A 17,938-nucleotide genomic window follows, 5' to 3' on the forward strand; every position below is an offset into this window, starting at 1 on the left:
ACGAAACCGAAACGAAACGCCCCGCCATAGATTTTTGAGGCAAGTCCAAAAATCTACTGGGATAGCAGCTACTTGTGGAGCGCGACCAGAGCGGGATCGACCGGCGCGGGAGCCTCCAGATCGGAGACCTTCACAATGCCGTTCTCGTCGGAGAAGGCGCGGTAAATGGTCTGAATCGCCAGATCAAAGTCCTTCTCCTCCACACCGATGATGATATTGATCTCGTCACAGCTCTGCGAAATCATACGCACACTCACGCCCGCCTGGCCAAGCATGCCAAACAGGTGGCCAGAGATGCCAGCACGACCGCGCAGGTTGCGGCCAACGGTAGCGATAAGCGCCAGGCCCTCGACAACCTCGATCTCGAGCGGCTCGACCTCCTGCTGAATGTCTCCCACGAGCGAGTACAGCGAATCGTGCACGTCCTGCTCCTGCACCACGGCGCCAAAGCGGTCGACACCGGTGGGCATGTGCTCGACGGAAACGTCATAGCGCTCGAAGACCGAAAGCGCGCGGCGCATAAAACCGACACGGGGTTTGGTGCGGTCGCGGGCAACGTTGATGGCGACAAAACCGCGCTTGCCGGTCACACCGGTAATGATGGGCTCCGCCTCGCCCTCATCAGCCGTCTCGCTAATGATGGTGCCGGGGTCCTGCGGCGCATTGGTGTTCTTGATGACCAGCGGAATACCCGCCTCGCGCACGGGGAACACGGCCTCCTCGTGCAGGACGCTTGCGCCCATGTACGAAAGCTCGCGCAGCTCCTCATAGGTAACGCGCGCAATGGGCTGAGCCTCGGGAACGATACGCGGATCGGCAGAATAGAAGCCCGAGACGTCGGTCCAGTTCTCGTACAGATCGGCGCCCAGGCACTTAGCCAAGATCGAGCCCGAGATATCGCCGCCGCCACGATCGAGCAGCTTGATCTGGCCCTCACGCGTCGCGCCGTAGAAACCGGGCATAACAAAGCCGCCCTGCTGACCGTACTCCTGCACCAGCTCGGAGGTGCGGTTCATGCTGAGCGTACCGTCGTGATGGAACGCAACGACCGTCGCGGCATCCAGGAACGGCAGGCCCAGGTACTCGGCCATCAGGCGAGCGGTGAAGTACTCACCGCGGCTCACGAGCTCCTCGGTGGAGTAACCGCCCGAGCGGGCGCGCTCGGCAAAGGCCGCGAACTCCTCGCGGATGGGATAGGTAAGCTCCAGCTCGTCAGCAATATCAAAATAGCGCTGGCCAATGTCCTCGAGCAACTCCTCGCACGACACGTGATACTTAACGTGCGCGTTAACCAGGTAGAGCAGGTCGGTCACCTTGGTGTCGCCCTTAAAGCGGCGACCGCAGGCAGAAACCACCACAAAACGGCGGGCAGGGTCGGCATCGACGATGGCCTTGATCTTCTTGAAGTGTTCGGCGTCGGCGACCGACGAGCCGCCAAACTTGGCAATTTTTATCATGGCGTGGAGGTTACCTTTCTAAAAGCCTCTGCGAACCTATTTTGCGTGCTCTGATACCATGGTTTCACCGATTGGGACCAAGGCATCCGAGGAGCAGTGTTATATGGGAACTTATCATAGTACACGAGGACGCACTTTATCGTGCTCAAGTAAGGTGGCAATCCGTACCGGCATCGCTCCCGACGGGGGTTTGTTTGTCTCGGACGAGCTCGGCACCCAGCAGGTCGATATCAGCTCGCTTGCAGCTAAATCGTACTTTGAAATCGCTCAAGATGTGTTGGGAATGTTACTGAATGATTACACGGCCGAAGAAATTTCGGCGTGTGTCGACGAGGCATACCGCGGCACGTTCGCGAGTGAAGAGGTTACGCCGCTCGTCAAACTCGACGCTGCGCCGGGTGTTGACGCCCCTCAGACCTATGTGATGGAACTCTTTGGCGGCCCTACAAGCGCCTTCAAGGACGTCGCCCTGCAGATGCTCCCCCGTCTGATGGCCCGCACTTCCGCCAAGGACGGCGGCGCCGAGCGCATCATGATCGTCACCGCCACGTCGGGCGACACGGGCAAGGCTGCGCTCGCCGGTTTTGCCGACGCTCCGGGCACGGGCATCACCGTCTTTTATCCCGAGGGCAAGGTTAGCCGCGTCCAGAACCTGCAGATGTCCACGCAGGAGGGCGACAACGTCGCCGTCTGCGGCATCCGCGGCAACTTTGACGACGCCCAGAGCGCCGTCAAGCGCATCTTTGCCGATAAGGAGCTTGCCGAGCGCCTGGAAGCCGCCGGCACGGTGCTTTCGAGCGCCAACTCTATCAATGTCGGCCGTCTGGTACCGCAGGTCGTCTACTACTTTGCCGCCTATGCGCAGCTGCTGCGCGCCGGCGCTATCGAGGCTGGCGACGCCGTAGAGTTCTGTGTGCCCACCGGCAACTTTGGCGATATCTTGGCCGGCTACTACGCCAAGCGCATGGGCCTGCCCGTCGCCAAGCTCATCGTCGCGAGCGACAAGAACAACGTGCTTGCCGACTTCCTGACCACCGGCGTCTACGACCGTAACCGCCCGTTCTTCACGACCATCTCGCCGTCGATGGACATCCTCATCAGCTCTAACCTGGAGCGCATGCTGTACTTCCTGTCCGATGGCGACTGCGAACTCGTTGCCGGCCTTATGGAGCAGTTGGCACAGACCGGTCGCTACGAGGTACCCGCCGAGCTGCTGGCCAAGATTCAGAGCGTCTTTGGCTGCGGCTGGGCCAGCGAGGACGAGGTCCTCGCTGCCATCAAGAGTTGCTGGGACGCCAACGGCTACGTGATCGACCCGCACACCGCTTGCGGCTATCACGTCTTTGAAAAGGTCGCTCCCGCCGAGGGCGCCAAGGCTCGCGTGCTGCTTTCGACCGCCAGCCCCTACAAGTTCCCGCGCGCCTGCTGCGACGCCCTGGGCCTCGACGTTCCCGAGGATGATTTTGAGGCTATGCGTGTACTCGAGCAGGCCACCAACACGGTCGCCCCGGTCCAACTCGCCGAGCTTGAGTCCAAGCCTGTCCGCTTCGAAGACGTCTGCGACGTAGCCGACATGGCCAACTACGTAGAGTCTGCAGCAAAAAAGATGGCTACCAACTAAAACCCTTATTAAGCGCCGGCGAAAGCCGGCGCACCTTCTTTTATCAGATAACCACCGGGATGATGACGAACTGACATGCGGGTCTGCCTGTTTAGTTCGTCGCGAGTTCCGCACGAGCCGGAAAGCACTTAATGTGCTTTCCGAGCGAGCCAGGACTGCCCGAGCAGCGAACTAAACGGCCAGACCCGCCCAGGAGGACCCACATGATCAAAATCACCGTCCCAGCAACCAGCGCCAACCTAGGCATCGGCTACGACACCCTCGGCATGGCCGTCAGCCTCTACTCGCACTTCACCTTTGAGCGCGCCGATAAACTCACCATCACGGGCTGCCCCGAAGAGTTCCAAAACGAGGACAACCTGGTCTACGTCAGCTTTGTGGATGCACTGGCCGCATGGGACGAGCCGGCCTTCCCCGTCGCTATCGACATTCAGACTGACGTTCCCGTCGCCCGTGGCCTGGGCTCCAGCTCCACCTGCGTCGTCGCCGGCATCATGGCAGCCGCCGCACTGACGGGCCACACCGTCGACCGCGCCGAGCTCGTCCGCATTGCCACCGAGGTCGAGGGCCATCCCGATAACGTCGCCCCCGCCATCCTGGGCGGCGCCGTCTGCTCCTTTACGCCGACCGATTCGCTCCCCCAGTGCCTGCGCTACGAGGTGAGCGATCGCCTGCGTTTTATTACCGTGATTCCGCCCTACGAGGTACACACGAGCGAGGCGCGCAAGGTCGTGCCGCAGGAGATTCCGCTCTCCACCGCCGTGTGGCAGATGGGCCGCATCGCCGGTATGACGCGCGGCTTGGAGACTGGTGACCTCGACCTGATTGCCGCCGCCAATGACGACCGCATCCAGGAACCCTATCGTCGCCGTCTGATTCCCGACTACAACGCCGTGCGCGACACCTGCCTTAACGGCGGCGCCAAGACCATCTGGATCAGTGGCTCCGGCTCGACCCTCATGGCTGTGACCGACGACACCATCGTGGCAAAGTTCCTGCAGGTCAAGCTGCGCGAGCAGTTCCCCAAGTGCGACACGCATATCCTCACGTGCGACACGGAAGGCGCTCAAATCGAGTACCTGTAGACATCCTCCTCATATACCTGTCCGGGACGGTCGGGATATTCCCTCAAAATCGTCCTCGCGCATGAAGGCCCCTTGTCCTGCTCCTACGGAGCGACGGACAAGGGGCCTTCGCGCTGCGGAATGATTTTGAGGGAACATCCCGACCGTCCCAGCGCCTACCTTGCTGAGGATGTCTACAGGGACCCACGCTTTGAAGGGGCGCCGGGCTGATAGTTGATTTTTATTGGCAGGGGCTCTTGCTAAGTTGGAGCATTTCCTAGAGGTGAGCATCGGCTGTGTGTTTGATTTACGCGGCGATGGTTTCTTTGTATTCGAAGACTGGTTCTAGGAGGTCTTCGATGTTGCAGTGGAGGGCTTTTGCTATGGCTCGTACGCTTGTTACCGAGGCTTCATTGATGTTTCTCTGACGCTGCTCGTACATTTGGATTGAGCGGAGTGACACACCCGATTCGTATGCCAGATCTTGTTGGGTTTTCTTGAGCCTCTTTCTTGCTAACGCAAGTTTGGTTTGCCTGGACGCTTTTTTCGCCATATCGCAGACGAGGCGAGCCACGCGTTCCTCCGAGGCTTCGTGCCAGGGGTAGTACAGACTGCGTAGCACATCGAATGGAACGACATGCAGCAAATCTTCGAAAGACTCTCCTAGGCGCCACTGAAGGTATGCCAATATCCAGCCTGTCCAATATTCCGGTGTCTTTTCGAATCGGTAGGTTCGATTTGGCATCGGCCTTGATTGATAGCCGGACCTTTCGGCAATGAGCGCGAACAGCTCAACGCCCGATTTTCCCGACACTACCCATGCGTTGCCGCGTTCGAACTCGCGGGCTACGCCGCTCAGGCAAAAGAGTTCAGCAACTTCCGATCCTTCTGCCCCATAATCGTTAACGGCATAGTCAAAGCAGTCGCCGAGGTTGTTCATTGCATCCTCGAGGTAGTAGACGGGGTATGTCCTACTCGGCCCACAATCCGTTAACTCTTGGATCATTTAAATCAACCCTCCCTGCCATCAAATCCCTAATGTCGACACCATTAGAGTCAAATCCGTTTACCGTATCCAGGTACTTTCGTCGAGCGTTCTGTTCTCGCTCAAATCTTTTGGGATAAAACTCAGCTCCCGAGGCCTGCTTCCAATCGCGGAACTTAATCGCCGAGAACGCACGCTCACTCATAAGCGCATATTGAATGCCCAAATCCCCCAAAAACATAATGCGCTGCAATTGCCTGAGCGAGATCATGCCGTTGACAAACTGTCTTGCAAACGAGAAATAGGAATCGTCTGCACGATAACCTCGAATAACGTCATAGGGAGAAATATCAATCAGGCAGTTATCCAGCAGATAACGAAGCCCCTCGCGTGCCACTGGCGTTGATACATTGAACTCTCTGTTATTCGCCAGAATTGCAAGCCAGTTGAGAATCGAGAACTCACCTGATTCCAAATCCAAAATCGCAAGGCCATCTAAATCAAGCTCATATCGATTGGCAATGCCATCAAACTCGGTTCGACATGCCCACTCCATTGCCATTTCCTCATGCGGTGTGCAATAAAACCCACGCCCATAGTCATTGAATTGCCTGCATTTATCCAACGATGGATGATCGACAACAACGTCCGACCCGTGCCAAAGCTCCATATCGACCTCCAAAAAATATCACCTCAGTGATAGTTTACCAATAACTATCACTGAGGTGATATAGATAAGAGCTTTTGAGGGGCCGAGGCCTGACTAAAGGCAGGCCTCGGCAATGCGGCGCTTAAGCTCGTCGATGCCGGTGCCGATCTGGGAGCTTGTGATGATCACGTTCTCGGCCGGGACGTTGAGCTGCTTTTTGATGGCTGCTGCCTGGCGGGCCTGTTGGGTGCGGCTGAGCTTGTCGGCTTTGGTGAGGCAGACGATAAAGTTGAACTCGTTGCCCTGCAGGTAGTCGATCATGTCATGGTCGAGTTTACTGGGGTCGTGGCGAATGTCCACCAGCGACACAACCAGGTTAAAGCTGCGCTCTGAGTCGAAGAAGTCGCCGATAAGCTCAGCCCAGCGGTCGCGCTCGGCCTTGGAACGACGGGCGAAACCGTAGCCCGGCAGGTCCACAAAGTGCACGTCGTCGGCCTCGAAGAAATTGATGTTGCTCGTCTTGCCCGGCGTGCTTGAAACCTTGACCAGGTTCTTGCGGCCAAATAGCTTGTTCATGATGGAGGACTTGCCCACGTTGGAGCGGCCGACGAAGCTCACCTCAGGGCAGGTGGACTCGGGAATCTGCGAAACCTTGCCGTAGCTGGCAACGAACTTGGCAAGCTGATAGTTAATGGAATCGGCCATGGACACTCCTTGGTCGTAGGTTCTTACAAATAGACGCGCTATTGCGCAGCGGCAATGCGGCGGACGATATCGAGCGTGATGTCACTTGCGGTGCGAGCGTACTCATCCAGATCGAACTCGCGCTCGCAAAACGCATCATATGCCTCGTCACAATTATCGCTGATAGCGCGCAGCACCAGGCAATCGACACCATTCTTGGCCGCGATGTGCGCAATTGCCGCGCCCTCCATCTCGACGCAATCGGCATGCGTGGCCTCAATCGCAGCGTTACGCATGGCGTCACCCGTAACAAAGCGGTCACCCGTGGCGATAGTGCCACACAGGAACTGCTTGGGGTCCTTCTCCGCAGAATTCTCATCCGCCGAGGTATCCACAAATCCATGCTCGGCAAGCACGGCGGCGGCAACATCAACCAACGCCGGCGTCGAGGCAAACTCCTCGAGCCCCGGCGCGGACTCGGCGATGAGTGCCGTATCGGTATCCAGATAGCGCAGGCACTTGCCTATAACCACGTCGTTAATATGGAGTTTAGGGTTTAGGCCGCCCGCAATACCCGAAAACACAACGGCCTGCGGGGCGTATTTGCTGATGAGATGCTGCGTTGCGGCAGCGGCGTTCACGGTCCCCATGCCTGCCGTCGTGGCGACTACCGTCAGACCCGAAAGCCCACCGTTCACAACGGTCAAGCCCGCCTCCTGCGACTCATGCGCGCCACTCAGCTCTTCCTTAATCTGCGCAACCTCTTTTTCGAGTGCGCCTATGATCGCGATGGTTGCCATGCCATCCCCCAAATCCGTGCAAATTGCTTATCCACGGTATGGTACCAGCATTTTGGCTCAACCGCGTCAGCACCAAGCCGTTAGGCCAGTACAGCTCGGGTATCATAAAGGGGCAAAAATAGCTTGTTAGCCGATGGCCGACCTGAGCTCCGCGCGGCGCTTTTTCATGCCCGCCATGACGGCGTTGCGCAGCTCGGGCATGCGCGCGGTATCCATCTGCGGAACGCCCTCGAGCTTATAGGGAATCCCCAGCTGCTCATACTTGACGACGCCCATCGTGTGATACGGCAGCATCTCCAAACCCACCACATTATGCCACGGAGCGATGAGGCGGCCGAGCTTCTCGCACTCCTCCACCGTGTCGGTAATGCCCGGCACCACCACGTGGCGGATAACGACCTTAATCTTGCGACGCGCGAGCTCATCACCAAACGCCAGAATGCGTGCGGGATCGCAACCGGTCAGCTTTTTATGCTCGATGGGATCGGCGTGTTTAATGTCGAGCAGCACCATATCGGTCTCGTTGAGTAGGGCATCGAACTTCTCGGGATGCTGGGGGTCGAAGGCGTAGCCACAGCTATCCAGGCAGGTATGCACGCGGCCGTCGGGGTTGCTGTGCATGGCACGGAACAGATCAGCCAAAAACTCGGGCTGCAGGAGCGGCTCGCCGCCGGACACCGTAATACCACCGCTGCGATAGAACTCATGGTTGCTCTGGAACTCGTCCATCAGGTGCTCTACGGTCACCATGGTGCCGCCGTTAACCGACCAGGTATCGGGGTTGTGGCAATACGCACAGCGCATGGGGCAGCCTTGGACAAACACTACGAAGCGGATGCCGGGCCCATCGACCGTACCCATCGTTTCAATCGAATGTACGCGGCCCAGGGCAAACGCAGAGTCCTCGGGACGAGCGTCCACACCCTCAAGCGTCATTTCTGCCATTCGCGCTACCTTGCCTCTCCTTGGATGCAACCAATTAAAATGCCAGAGCCATTCTAGCCCATGCGTTTGCGTTTAAACGTCTCGGACTAGAACGGCACGTTTTAATCTGTCCCCCATCACCATGGCTGGGGGCTACGTCGAGATGTCAGGCTGAAGAACGCTCGCCTGCGGCCTTTACGCCTTAAGCGTGAGCAACCGCACCGAAGGCGGTCGGGCCGCAATGGCTCGAGATGACACCGCCGACCTGAGTCCAGGTAACGTCCTTAAAGCCCAGGTCGTGCGCATAGACTTCCATGTCGTCGCGCAGCTCCTGGGAAAGGCCTACCGAATACGCCAGGCCAATGTGCGAGTAGTCAATCTCCCCCTTGGCAACCATGTGGTCAATAAAGGCACGGGCGCATTTGAGCATAGAGCCGCGGAACTTTTTGGTCGCCACGAACTTGCCGCCCGTCACCTCAATGCAGGGCTTAATCTTGAGCAGATGGGCGCCAAGGAATGCGACGTTGGACAAGCGACCGCCCGCCTTAAGAAAGGCAAGATCGGTAGGAACAAAACCCAGCAACACGTGGTCCATGACGGAATTCGTAAATGCAAAGATCTCGTCGACGGTGGCATCGGGGTGAGCCTCGATGTATTTGGCAGTCTCGACGACAACGAGCGACTGACCCACCGAAACAAAACGCGTGTCCATGGAGAACACGTAGTCGCGCCCCTTGGTTGCAATCTTGGAGGACTGATGCGAGCAGGTCGTGGCCTCGGAATACGCGAGATGCAAAATAGTCGCGTCGGGCTGCTCGGCATGGATACGGTCATACACGTGAGCAAAATCCGCAGGCGCGCAGCCACTGGTCTTGGGCATTACGCCAAACTCGTTGCAGCGCGAATAAATCTCGAGCGGATCGATTGAACCATCCTCAACGGTCTCGTCAGCAATCGTGACATGCATGGGCACGCGCACGATGCCGTAGCGCTCGCAGAGCTCCGGCGTCACATCCGAACCAGACTCAACTACGATTACGTACTTGCCCATTATTATCACGACCCATCTCGACATTGGCTTTTCAATACATGGCACGCGCCGCCGCACTGTTGCACAACGGCGGCAGAGCGCCAAAGAGACGCCGCCCCTTGCACACAACAAAGGACAGCGTCTCCCTGGAAAACTCCGTGCTAACCTGAGATTCTACACGGTTTATTACTAAGTGTTACTTATTCCGCAAACGGTCGCTATATATGCGGTAAGCGGTAGTTGGCCGCGACAACTGCGACACATTCCGTCCAGTAAATCCAATCGTGCTCCACGCACGGTTAATGCACGAGGCGGTAGAAATTCATCGATGCCACACCCTCGGCGTGCAGCTCCATCGCCGGAACCGCCGGCGAATAGGTACGGCTCGTAAGTGCCGCCTCGCCGCCATTTGCAAAAATCTCGACCATCGTAGTGTCCGAAAGCACGCGCAGGTCGCGAAGCTCGCTGAGCTCGATCGACCTCTGGTCGCGCCCATAGCCTTCGTCACCCATGTCGAGGGTAAGCATCCCGTCTGCATAGCACACAAAGACACCCTTGCGGATTTCGAGCTCGACCATCTTGGCGCCCTCACAGGAAACCACAAGATCAAACAGGCGGCCCGGCTCCTCAACGGTTTCACCGCCTGTCGCGCGAACGCAGTCGCCGCGCATCCTCTCAATCTCGTGCGCCGGTTGCTGGCAGAGCTTGCCATCGCGCATGCTCAGCTCTCGCGGCACCGTCAACGCGCACTGCCACCCGCGCGCCACCGTCGGGTTTTCTGCCGTCGCATCGGGGCAACCCGACCATCCGATCATCAAACGCCGGCCTGCAGTATCCTCAAAGGACTGCGGAGCATAGAAATCAAAACCGGCATCGACCATCGGGGGCATGCCCTGCCCGACGATTTTAAAGCTCGGCGCCTCCCAATCGGCCTCGATGGGGAACCACACGCACTGATGCGGATTGCGGTAACGCCAACCATCGGCAGGCACACCCTGCGGACAGCAAACGAGAATAAGCTCGCCATCGAGCTCAAACAGATCGGGGCACTCCCACATAAAGCCAAACTTCTCGCCCAACTCAATGCGCGTCGCATAGCTCCAGTCCTCAAGATTGCGCGAGGTATAGACAAGCACGCAGCCACGGTCGTCTTTCGTACGAGCACCCAGAACCATGTAGTAGATACCATCGTGCTCAAGGATCTTGGGGTCGCGCACGTGCGTACCGATATCGTCGGGGTAATCGACCGGTCCAACAGCTATGCACTTCTCGCCCAATTCGTCGGGATTCTCGGCAACCATATGAATCTGGTTTTGCTCACGGCCCGTCAACACGTAGTCGTAATCATCGCGGTCAAAATGCTTGACGTTGCCGGTATAGAAGTAGTGAATCTTGCCATCACGTACAAAGGCAGAACCAGAATACGCTCCGCTCGAATCCAAATCGGAATCGGGGAACAGCACGGGGCCGTGATTCTCGTACGTCACAAAATCCTTTGTCGTCAGATGGTTCCAAAGCACTGGACCGCCATGCGCAGCATCGAACGGATCGTATTGATGATAGATGTGATACGTATCACCAATCTGAACCAAACCGTTGGGGTCGTTGAGCCAGCCAAGCTCAGGCTCCACATGGAACAGAAGCCTATCGGGGTCGGACGCGATGCGAGCCGCCGTCTCATCCTGTCCGACACGCCACTGCTCATAGTCCGCGCGTGTCACCTTGTTTTTTTGATTTAACATCGCCGTTGACTTTCTCGTCTATGGGGAAGGACGCTCGACTCACACGAGTCGAACGCCCTTCCTCAAATGGACTTATCCTCAGATTACACTGAACGGCTCAACTAGAAGCTAACGTCGAAGCCAGCGCCAGCGCCCTCTTCATCGGTGGTCGGCACGCCCTTTGCCTTGTTGTAGGCAAAGATCAAGACGATCGGCACGATAAAGGCGATGAGATTGCCAGCCACATACCACACGAGGGTCTCGGGCGTGACGATGAGCAGGCCAAGCACGCCGGTCAGACCCTGACCGATAGCGCGCACCTCAAAGAGCTTGACGAAGGCACCGCCGCAGCCTGCACCGATGCATGCGCAGATGAACGGAATGATCGAATAGCGCATGTTTGCAGCAAAGATAGCGGGCTCGGAGATTCCGACCAGCGTCGGGATAAAGGACGACATGCAGATGTTGCGCTCTTTGGAGTGCTTCTTGTGAATGAGGTACATACCGATGGCGCCGCCGCCCTGGGCGATGATGGAAACCGACCAGATGGCCTGGATGTAGTTGAAGCCAGTCGTGGCAACAAGGTTTGCCTCGATACCCTGGATGAACTGATGCGTACCGGTAACGACGAGCGGCTGCAGGAACGCGGCGAAGACAAAGGCGCCAAAGACGCCCATCCTGTTGTACAGGACATCGATTACGCCAGCGAGGACGTCGCCGATCAGGTTGCCGAGCGGGCCGAACACGGTGAACAGGGCGACGTTAGCGAGAATCAGGGTAACGGTCGGGACAAAGACGAACGAAACGACCTCGGGGATGTACTTCTGGGCAATCTTTTCGACCTTGGCCATAAACCAGGCAGTCAGGATTGCAGGGAATACGCCGCCCTGGAAAGCAACCATGGGAATGGATAGCGGACCGAAGTTCCAGTACTCAGCACCCGTCGGGTCCATAACAAACGCATTGCGGTTCATAAGGCTCGGGTGAACCATGACGATACCGACGAGGATGCCCAGGATCGGGTTACCGCCAAAACGCTTGACCGCGCTGTACATAACCAGGACAGGCAGGTAGTCGAACGTGGTGGCGATAATGGCAAAGAAGCTTGCGAGGTTCTTGAGGAACTCGCTGTGATCGGCGAGGCTGCCTTCCATGCCAAAGAGGCCGTTGGCAACGATCAGCGACTTAAGGCCGATGATGATTGCAGCGCCGACGAAGGCGGGAATGATGGGGATAAAGATGTCCGAGAATACCTTGAGGACCGAGAAGAACTTGCCCTTCTTGTCCGCCTCAGCGCCCTTGACCTCGGAAGCACTGATCTCCTTAACGCCCGTCAGAGCCATAAACTCATCGTAAACCTTGTTGACGGTACCGGTACCGAAGATGATCATGAGCTGGCCGCTGTTGTACAGCACGCCCTTGACGCCATCGATGTTCTCGAGCTCGGCCTTGTTGTATTTGCTCGTATCCTTGAGCACCAGACGCAGACGGGTCACGCAATGCGTGGCGCCCTCGATGTTCTCCAGTCCGCCGACGTTGTCGACGACTTGCTGGGACACTGCCTTGTAGTCCATGTTCCTCTCCATTCCTTTTCTAAATCATAAAACGGTTCGTTGCCGCTACAGAGACGCGATCGTTGCGTTTGCGCACTTGAGCGCACCGTCGGTGACGGTAAGCGCCACACCCTGGCCCTGCTTGTTGCAGAAGCGAGCGTTGAGCGCAACATCATCGACAAAGATGGTCGCGATGTCGTCGTCGACGACCAGACGCACATGGTGAGTGCCCTCGCCCTTAAAGAACAACGGACGCTCGAGGCCCATGTTGTTGACCTGGAACCACGGGTACTGGGGAGCCGGCGTGAACTCGAGCTTGCCCTCGCGCAGGTTGGCGCGGAACTCATAGGCAAGACCGGTCTCGGCGTCCTCGGCGAACTTGACCGAGAAGCCGGCAGCGTTACCGCCGAGCTCAATGTCGGCATCGAGCAAGTAGGTGGAGCCGGCATCCGCGGCGAGCACCTGCTCGACCTTGCCCGACTCGCAGGAAAGCTCAAAGGTCTCGACTGCCTTAGCCTCGCCAAAGGCGCCAAGCATGCTGTCGGGGAGCTTGGTGCCGAGCGTTCCGTCGGCACGCTGAACGATCTCGAGGGGCATAAAGGTGCCACCCCATAGGTAAGAGCTGGGGTCGCCGCCCTCGTCACGCGTAGGAACCCAACCAAAGAGAACGCGACGCTCGCCATCGAATGCGGTGCGAGCGGCGTAGTACGCGCGGCCGTCGAAGGAGTCGTCAGCGGGGGTAATCCAAGGACCGTTGATGGACTTGGACATGCGGTAACGGGTCTTGTTGCCGTCGCTGTACTCGGAAAAGACGAGGTACCACCAGTCGCCCATCTTAAAGAGATCAGGCATCTCAAACATGGTGTACAGGCCCGGGTTCCACCAGTCGCCCTGGAACTCCCAGTTGGTCAGATCCTTGGAGGTGAACTTGACCAGGCGGCCGGTCATCAGACGCTTGTCCTCGCCCACACGCGTGCCGAGGATGAGCATGTACTCTTCGTTCTCCTCATCCCAAAGCACAAAGGGATCGCGCCAGTTGCGGTCATCGTAACCCTCCTGGGGCGGAAGCAGCGTCTCGGCGATGTTCTTCTCCCACTTGACGGCGTCGTCGCTCGTTGCGTGAAGAAGAACCTGCTTCATCAAACGTGCGCGGACCTTATCGCGATTGCAACCAGTGTAGAGCGCATGGTACTTGTCGCCCACCTTAAACACCGTGCCGGCATAAATGTACTGGTCGACTTCCTCGTCGCCGCCGCGCTCAAGGCTCTCGCCAAAGTCCTTGTAGTTGACGAAATCCTTGGTCGTAGCGAGTGCCCAGCCAAACGGCTCTCCGAAAGGTTCGGGGTTACGCGTGTCACGCTGATGATAGAGATAGAACGTGCCGTCCTCGCCGTACGGCATGATGTCGCCTACCCAAATTCCCTCAGGCTGGTAATACACCTTGTGCATCCGAGACTTCCTTTCCACGACATACTAACTCGGTACAATGGCAAGATATGTCAATCGTTTTCATATGTCAAACGTTTTCACACCAATACGTCTTTTCGCAGTTCCAGTCGTCGGCAAACGGTTGACATATGCCGGTGAACGGTCATCAGAGGCGTTTGAGGAATTCTTTTGGCACGGGGCGAATTACGCGGTTTTGCCCTCGATAAGCTCAACGGGAAGCTTGATATTCGACTCGGGCTTTTCACCGTTAATAAGAGCAATGATGGATTGCGCCGCGAGCTCTCCGATGCGATCGATATCTTGACGTACGGTTGTTAAGTCAGGCATAAACGTCATAGTGCGGCGGGCACCATCCGCGCCCACGACCTTAATGTCGTCTGGAGCGCTCAAGCCGCGCTGCTTCATCACGTTGAGACAGATGGCCGCCATCGTATCGTCTCCCGCAAAGATGCCGTCAATATCGGGGTTCTCATCGAGGATCTTCGCAACGACCGCGCCCTTTTCGTCGTCGGGCTTAACGAACTCAACCTCACGGACAAGCGCGGACAAACCGGCCTGCTCAACAACATCGAGGTAGGCATCGGTACGCTTATTGGCAGGCATGCGCATGCGGCTATTGCTGCGCAGGCACAGGATACGCCTGCAGCCGTCATCAATCAGACGGCGCGTGGCGAGCTCGCCGATGCCATAGCTGTCACTTGCAATCTGGACAGAGCCCTCGCCAAGATCGCAGTCGATGCCAACCAGGCTCAAGCCCATCTCGGCATATGCCTCGGCACCGATATTGAGGGAGTTGACGATGACGCCGTCGACCATATTGCGGCGGAGCATGTCGATATAGGAACGCTCAAGATCAGGTCGATTGGCGCTGTTGCACAGCAACATCTTAAAGCCGTTTTCCGCCAACGTGCGCTCGACCGCCTGCACAACCTGAGCATGGAACGGGCTGCTCACAAAGGGAACGATCATACCGATAAGATTCAGGCGACCGTTGAGCATGGCACGGGCGATATCGTTGGGCGTATAGTTGATGCGCTCCATCGCGGCATGGACCTTATCGCGGGTCTCTTGGCTAATATAGCCGCGATTATTAAGCACGCGAGATACCGTAGTAGGCGAAACCCCCGCCACCGCTGCAACTTCCTTGATGCCAGGCTTAGCAGAATCCTTAGAACGAGCGCCCTCGCGAGCCATAGCACCCTCCCCCATCAACATGTCAAACGTTTACATACGAACAAAGCATACCCCAACAACAGCGGGAAGACGGTAACAGCACAAGTAAGTAAACGACTCATCCAAATAATTAGGAGAGTTCCGCCTAAAGGGTGACTACACAGGACCCCCGCCGGGACTGTTTGGGCTACCTCCCAAAACATTCCGCAAAGAGGCCCCGCAGCGCGAAGCGCGCAGCGGAGCCCTTTGCATGTCCGAGGACACCAATTTAATTTAGCGTGGTTCCCTAAAGGACGACAACGCAGGAGACCCGGCAAGGCCAGGAGCACTTTGCCTCGCAAACATTCCGCAGCCGCGAAGCGGCGAGGACGTTTGAGAGGCAAAGTGCGTAGGCCTTACCGGGTCTCCGGTGGGAGTTGAGTCCCTTTAGAACTTGTTGTGGAAGGTACGCGCAATGACCTCGTCCTGCTGCTCCTTGGTGAGCGTGTGGAAGTTCACGGCATAGCCGGAAACGCGGATGGTCAGCTGCGGATACTTCTCGGGGTGAGCCTGAGCGTCGAGCAGCGTCTCACGGTTGAAGACGTTGATGTTCAGGTGGTGGCCACCCTTCTCGGCGTAAGCGTCGAGCATGTGGACCAGGTTATCGGCCTGAGTCTCAGAAACTTCAGAAACCTTCATAATGTGTCTCCTTCGATCGATAGGCGCCGGCCGAAACCGGCGCACTAATCAGTAATCGTTATTGTTAGTATAGCACTAACAATAGTTACTCGCCCAGCTGATCAAGGTCGATATCGCCAAAGAACACCTGGTCCTCCTTGCCGAGCGCACTCGGGATGATGGAGAAGGTGTTGGAGATGCCGTCCTGAGCATCGCGGAACGGGAGCTTGGAAACCGAAGACAGCGAAGCGATGGCGCCGTGGCTATCGCGCTTGTGCATGGGGTTAGCACCCGGGGCGAACGGCTGGCCAGCCTTGCGGCCATCGGGCGTGGAGCCGGTCTTCTTGCCGTACACGACGTTGGAGGTAATGGTCAGAACCGAGGTCGTGGGCACGGAGTTGCGGTAGGTGTCGTTCATGCGGATGTACTCCATGAACTGGTGCACAACGTCGTGAGCGATCTGGTCGACGCGGTCGTCGTCGTTACCGTACTTGGGGAACTCGCCCTCGGTCTCGAAGTCGACGATGATGCCGTTCTCGTCACGGACGGGGTGGACCTTGGCGTACTTGATGGCGGACAGGGAGTCAGCCACGACGGAAAGGCCAGCGATGCCCGTAGCGAACCAGCGGTGCACGTGCTTGTCGTGCAGAGCCATCTGAATGCGCTCGTAGCAGTACTTATCGTGCATGTAGTGGATGATGTTCAGCGAGTTGACGTACACGCCAGCGAGCCACTTCATCATGTCGTTGTACTTGGCCACAACGTCGTCGTAATCGAGCGTATCGCCCTCGACGGCGCGATACTTGGGGCCGACCTGCTTCTTGGAGACCTCGTCAACACCGCCGTTGAGTGCGTACAGCAGGCACTTGGCCAGGTTGGCGCGGGCGCCGAAGAACTGCATCTCCTTGCCGATGCGCATGGAGGACACGCAGCAGGCGATGCCGTAATCGTCGCCGTGATAGACGCGCATGAGGTCGTCGTTCTCGTACTGGATCGAGGAGCTGGCAACGGAAGTCTTGGCGCAGAACTTCTTGAAGTTCTCGGGCAGACGGGTCGACCACAGAACGGTCATGTTGGGCTCGGGGCTGGTACCCATGTTCTCGAGCGTGTGCAGATAGCGGTAGCTCATCTTGGTAACGAGCGTACGGCCGTCAACACCCATGCCGCCGATGGACTCGGTGACCCACTGCGGATCGCCGGTGAACAGGGCCTGGTACTCGGGGGTACGGGCAAACTTGACCATGCGGAGCTTCATGATGAAGTGATCCACGAACTCCTGGATCTGCTCCTCGGTGAAGGTACCGTTGGCAAGGTCGCGCTCAGCGTAGATGTCGATGAACGTAGAGGTACGGCCGATGGACATAGCAGCGCCGTTCTGCTCCTTGACGGCAGCAAGGTAGGCGAAGTACATCCACTGGATGGCCTCCTGCGTGTTGGTAGCAGGGTTGGAAATGTCGAAACCATAGGTCTCGGCCATCATCTTGAGCTCGCCGAGGGCGCGGATCTGCTCCTGCAGCTCCTCACGATCGCGGATGTTGTCGGCGGTCATGACCGTCGGGGTGGAAGCCTTCTGGGCCTCCTTGTCCTTGATCAGGTAGTCGACACCGTACAGGGCAACACGACGGTAGTCGCCGATGATGCGGCCGCGGCCATAGCCATCGGGCAGACCGGTGATGATGTGAGCCGAGCGGCAAGCACGCATCTCGGGGGTGTAGACATCGAAGACGCCAGCGTTGTGGGTCTTGCGCTCGAAGGTGTAGCGCTCGACAACGTTCTCGTCGACCTTGTAGCCGTGCTGGCTGGCAGCCTGGCAAGCGATGCGGATACCACCGTTGACGTGCAGCGCGCGCTTGAGCGGCTTGTCGGTCTGGAGGCCAACAATGGTCTCCTTGTCGCGATGGGCATTATCGATGTAGCCAGCGGGGTGGCTCACGATACCCGTGACGGTCTTGGTGTCCATATCGAGGACACCACCCTGCTCGCGCTCCTTAAGCAGCAGGTCGAGAACCTCGCCCCACAGCTCCTTGGTACGCTCGGTCGGACCTACGAGGAACGACTCATCGCCCTCGTAGGGGGTGTAGTTCTTCTGGATGAAGTCTCGGACGTCAACCTCTCCCGTCCAGATACCTTCCTTGAAGCCTTCCCATGCCTCCTGCATTGTGTAACCACGC

Annotated in this window: 15 protein-coding genes; 2 read left to right on the plus strand and 13 right to left on the minus strand. The window is 57.8% G+C overall.

Going from position 1 to position 17,938, the window contains the following annotated elements; all coding sequences use genetic code 11:
* Positions 1–68 precede the first annotated feature (68 nt).
* On the minus strand, positions 69–1,457 hold the full coding sequence (locus ABHU32_RS01700; RefSeq protein ID WP_117766542.1) for an aspartate kinase: 1,389 nt from the start codon (positions 1,455–1,457) through the stop codon (positions 69–71).
* Positions 1,458–1,560: 103 nt separating this feature from the next.
* Here ABHU32_RS01700 and thrC point away from each other — a divergent pair, with 103 nt between their 5' ends.
* Both thrC and thrB read left to right on the plus strand, forming a co-directional pair.
* Complete coding sequence (gene thrC, locus ABHU32_RS01705) at positions 1,561–3,078, plus strand: threonine synthase (protein ID WP_346978657.1); 1,518 nt, start codon at positions 1,561–1,563, stop codon at positions 3,076–3,078.
* A 203-nt stretch (positions 3,079–3,281) separates the two neighbouring features.
* Positions 3,282–4,163, plus strand: a complete 882-nt coding sequence (gene thrB / locus ABHU32_RS01710; protein WP_346978659.1) for a homoserine kinase — start codon at positions 3,282–3,284, stop codon at positions 4,161–4,163.
* A gap of 286 nt (positions 4,164–4,449) precedes the next feature.
* Here the strand turns inward: thrB and ABHU32_RS01715 are convergent, their stop codons facing one another.
* From ABHU32_RS01715 to pflB, 12 genes are all read right to left on the minus strand, one after another.
* Complete coding sequence (locus ABHU32_RS01715; protein WP_346978660.1) at positions 4,450–5,082, minus strand: helix-turn-helix transcriptional regulator; 633 nt, start codon at positions 5,080–5,082, stop codon at positions 4,450–4,452.
* A 31-nt stretch (positions 5,083–5,113) separates the two neighbouring features.
* The gene (locus tag ABHU32_RS01720; RefSeq protein WP_346978661.1) at positions 5,114–5,797 is read right to left on the minus strand and encodes a DUF3990 domain-containing protein; all 684 of its coding nucleotides are present in this window, start codon (positions 5,795–5,797) and stop codon (positions 5,114–5,116) included.
* Between the two features lie 93 nt (positions 5,798–5,890).
* Positions 5,891–6,481: a ribosome biogenesis GTP-binding protein YihA/YsxC gene (gene yihA / locus ABHU32_RS01725; protein ID WP_346978662.1), complete on the minus strand. Its 591-nt coding sequence runs from the start codon at positions 6,479–6,481 to the stop codon at positions 5,891–5,893.
* 38 nt (positions 6,482–6,519) lie between these two features.
* A complete protein-coding gene (mtnN, locus tag ABHU32_RS01730) occupies positions 6,520–7,260 on the minus strand; it encodes a 5'-methylthioadenosine/S-adenosylhomocysteine nucleosidase (RefSeq protein ID WP_346978663.1) in 741 nt (246 codons plus the stop codon).
* A gap of 126 nt (positions 7,261–7,386) precedes the next feature.
* Positions 7,387–8,205 (minus strand): pyruvate formate-lyase-activating protein, encoded by an 819-nt coding sequence (gene pflA / locus ABHU32_RS01735; protein WP_346978665.1) that lies wholly within the window; start codon positions 8,203–8,205, stop codon positions 7,387–7,389.
* A 181-nt stretch (positions 8,206–8,386) separates the two neighbouring features.
* On the minus strand, positions 8,387–9,235 hold the full coding sequence (locus tag ABHU32_RS01740; protein WP_346978666.1) for a DegV family protein: 849 nt from the start codon (positions 9,233–9,235) through the stop codon (positions 8,387–8,389).
* A gap of 278 nt (positions 9,236–9,513) precedes the next feature.
* Positions 9,514–10,956, minus strand: a complete 1,443-nt coding sequence (locus tag ABHU32_RS01745) for a glycoside hydrolase family 32 protein (RefSeq protein WP_346978667.1) — start codon at positions 10,954–10,956, stop codon at positions 9,514–9,516.
* Between the two features lie 101 nt (positions 10,957–11,057).
* Positions 11,058–12,509, minus strand: coding sequence for a PTS transporter subunit EIIC (locus ABHU32_RS01750; protein ID WP_346978668.1), 1,452 nt, complete (start codon positions 12,507–12,509; stop codon positions 11,058–11,060).
* Between the two features lie 45 nt (positions 12,510–12,554).
* Positions 12,555–13,937, minus strand: a complete 1,383-nt coding sequence (locus ABHU32_RS01755; RefSeq protein ID WP_035137642.1) for a family 43 glycosylhydrolase — start codon at positions 13,935–13,937, stop codon at positions 12,555–12,557.
* A 183-nt stretch (positions 13,938–14,120) separates the two neighbouring features.
* Positions 14,121–15,131 (minus strand): LacI family DNA-binding transcriptional regulator, encoded by a 1,011-nt coding sequence (locus tag ABHU32_RS01760; protein ID WP_346978669.1) that lies wholly within the window; start codon positions 15,129–15,131, stop codon positions 14,121–14,123.
* Between the two features lie 405 nt (positions 15,132–15,536).
* On the minus strand, positions 15,537–15,788 hold the full coding sequence (grcA3, locus tag ABHU32_RS01765) for an autonomous glycyl radical cofactor GrcA3 (protein WP_117746636.1): 252 nt from the start codon (positions 15,786–15,788) through the stop codon (positions 15,537–15,539).
* 85 nt (positions 15,789–15,873) lie between these two features.
* Entirely contained in the window at positions 15,874–17,925 is a 2,052-nt protein-coding gene (gene pflB / locus ABHU32_RS01770; protein ID WP_195543963.1) for a formate C-acetyltransferase, read from the minus strand.
* Positions 17,926–17,938: the final 13 nt, after the last annotated feature.

Origin of the sequence: Collinsella aerofaciens (assembly GCF_039758965.1) — a bacterium.
Taxonomy (GTDB): domain Bacteria; phylum Actinomycetota; class Coriobacteriia; order Coriobacteriales; family Coriobacteriaceae; genus Collinsella; species Collinsella aerofaciens_BR.